Source organism: Pseudomonas sp. P5_B2, from assembly GCF_056400445.1.
On record NZ_JBFULH010000558.1, the window covers coordinates 1 to 2,651 of the forward strand.

The 2,651-nt window shown below is 54.5% G+C and carries 2 protein-coding genes; both read right to left on the bottom strand.

From position 1 onward, the window contains the following. A partial coding sequence (locus tag AC1DRJ_RS23910) for a polysaccharide biosynthesis protein (RefSeq protein ID WP_477804325.1) occupies positions 1-1,594 on the bottom strand: 1,594 nt, incomplete at its 3' end. A 107-nt stretch (positions 1,595-1,701) separates the two neighbouring features. Continuing rightward, positions 1,702-2,651: MraY family glycosyltransferase (locus AC1DRJ_RS23915; protein ID WP_477804326.1), on the bottom strand; the 950-nt coding region annotated here is incomplete at its 5' end.

Here is a 2,651-nt window from a genome sequence, read left to right on the forward strand (position 1 = left end):
GCCCCATGGAGCCAGCCTGGATGACCAATTGCGCGGCTTCGGGGATGGTCATGAAATAACGGGTGATCTTGGGGTGGGTGACGGTCAGTGGGCCACCGGACTTGATCTGACTGTGGAAAAGCGGGATTACAGAACCCGAGGAACCCAGCACATTGCCGAACCGAACCATTGTGAAGCGGGTTTTGTTGACCCGGGATACATTGGCTTTGTCGCCGAACAACACGGGGGCGATTTCACGGCTCAGGGCTTGTAGGGTCAGCTCGGCGAGGCGCTTGGTACTACCCATCACATTGGTGGGGCGAACGGCCTTGTCAGTGGAGATCAGCACAAAGTTGGAAACACCGGACTGCAATGCTGCCTGAGCCGTATTGAGCGTCCCGATCACATTGTTGAGCACGCCTTCGGCGATATTGTGCTCGACCATTGGCACATGCTTGTAAGCGGCGGCGTGGTAAACCGTATCCACACCCCAGGTCTTCATGACATCAAGAAGCTTGTGCGGGTGACGGACTGAACCCAGTATCGGCAATAACTTCACGGGAACAGCATCCCGACAACTCCGTTGCTCCAACTCCGTCAGAATGCTGTAGAGGTTGAACTCACTGTGGTCAAACAGCAAAAGTGTGGTGGGCCCAAGGGTAAAGATCTGCCGGCAAAGCTCAGCACCGATGGAACCACCGGCACCGGTTACCATGACTGTCTTGCCTTTTATGCAACGCTCGAGCAAATCCGGTTGTGCCGGTACAGAATCGCGCCCGAGCAAGTCGGCGATGTCCACTTCCTGGATGTCTTCGACCTTCACTCGTCCGCTGGCCAGGTCGGTGAAGTTCGGGACGCTGCGAATGTGCAGTGGGAAAGGCTCGAGAAAAGTCAGGATTTCCCGACGACGGGCGCGGGTCGAGGACGGCAGCGCCAGAAGAATTTCCTGTGCGCCGCTCTCTTTGATCATTTGTTGAATATGCTTGGGTTTGTAAACCTGCAGACCGGAAATTATCCGATCCGCAATGCTTGGATCATCATCGATAAACGCCACAGGACGCATGACCCGGCCCATGCGAAGCGCAGCGACCAACTGATTGCCCGCCACACCGGCACCGTAAATCGCAACCTTGGTCAGGCCGTCATCGCGACTGGTAAAGAGTACATGCTGCGCGCCAGTGAACCAGTCGCCCATAAAATACTGGCGCATGCACAGCCGTAGACCACCGATGATGACGAGGCTTAACCACCAATAGTTGAAGATGATGGAACGTGGGACGACGGCTTGGTGGTTGCTGTACCAATAGACGACAACCACCAGGATCAGAGAAGACAAGCTGACGGCCTTGATGATCGCAATCAGCGCATCATTGCCAAAATATCGCATGACCGCGCGATACATGCCGAAGCGGATGAACAAGGGAATGGCCACGACAGGCGCGCTGACAAACAGCCAGAAATGTTCCCGAAAAGGGTTGTACATGTCATCGATACCCAAACGCACGATGAACGCCAACCACAGGGCTCCCCAGACCAGAACAATATCTGTGAGCACCTGTATAAGGCGCTTGCGGCGTCGGGGAAGACCCAACAGGCGTGATCTGACCTTTTCCATAAACTCTYCAAACACGTAAGCTTTCTCCATTCAACTGCCGTATCAGTAGTGGAACCTTATAAGCGCATCTAATCCACTTCCAAAAATCTGAATGACAGGTCTGTTGCTCAGTTTTTCACCGAGGGCGCTTCCAGCTCCCCCGCGCGGAACTTGATTGCCAGCGCAACTAATGGAGCATAGGCCAGAATCAGCGCCAAACTGGAATTGAGACCGAATTGCACAACGCCTAAAGCAATAGGCAACAACCACAGCAAATTGATCAATGACACGCCGATTGTAACCTTCAAATGGCTGCCAAACCGACGAGAAGCATACTGGTAGGCGTGACTGCGGTGCGCTTCATGGACCTTGTCCCCCCTGAGCAAACGGCGGAACAAGGTGAACGTGGCGTCGACAACAAATACGCCGAGCAGGATTAGCCAACCCCACAGCAAATCGGCGGAAACCCAGGCGGCTTGAAGTGAGAGTCCTCCGAGGACAATCCCCAGAAAACCACTGCCGGCGTCCCCCATGAAAATTTTCGCAGGTGGAAAATTCCAAAAAAGGAAACCAGCCACCGCAGCGGCCAGCAACAAAGGTGCCCAGATCAGATCCGCCACGCCACTGACCCAATACAGCAAGCACGCCCCAAGGCAAACGCAAATCGCCTCGACGCTGGCTATACCGTCAATTCCATCCATGAAATTGTACAAATTGAGCAGCCATACCAGATAAAACGCAGCCAGCACATGGCCAAACCACCCCAAGTCAAATGCATGCCCAAAGAACTCAATAGCGGGCAAGCCGCCTATCCAGAACAGCAACCCTATCGCAGCGGCGAAATGCCCCAACAAACGCCAGCGGGCAGCGATGTGTCCGTGGTCATCCATAAAGCCGATTATGGCAACCAACGCACCGCCCCCGGCAATAGCCAGAAACACCGGAAAAGTCATCAGTCCAGCCAATAAAAGCATGAACAGTGCCAATGTAAATGCCAGGACAATTGCAACCCCACCACCCCGGGGCGTGGGTACCGAATGAGAGCTTCGAGCGTTAGGAATATCAATCAGCCTTCGCG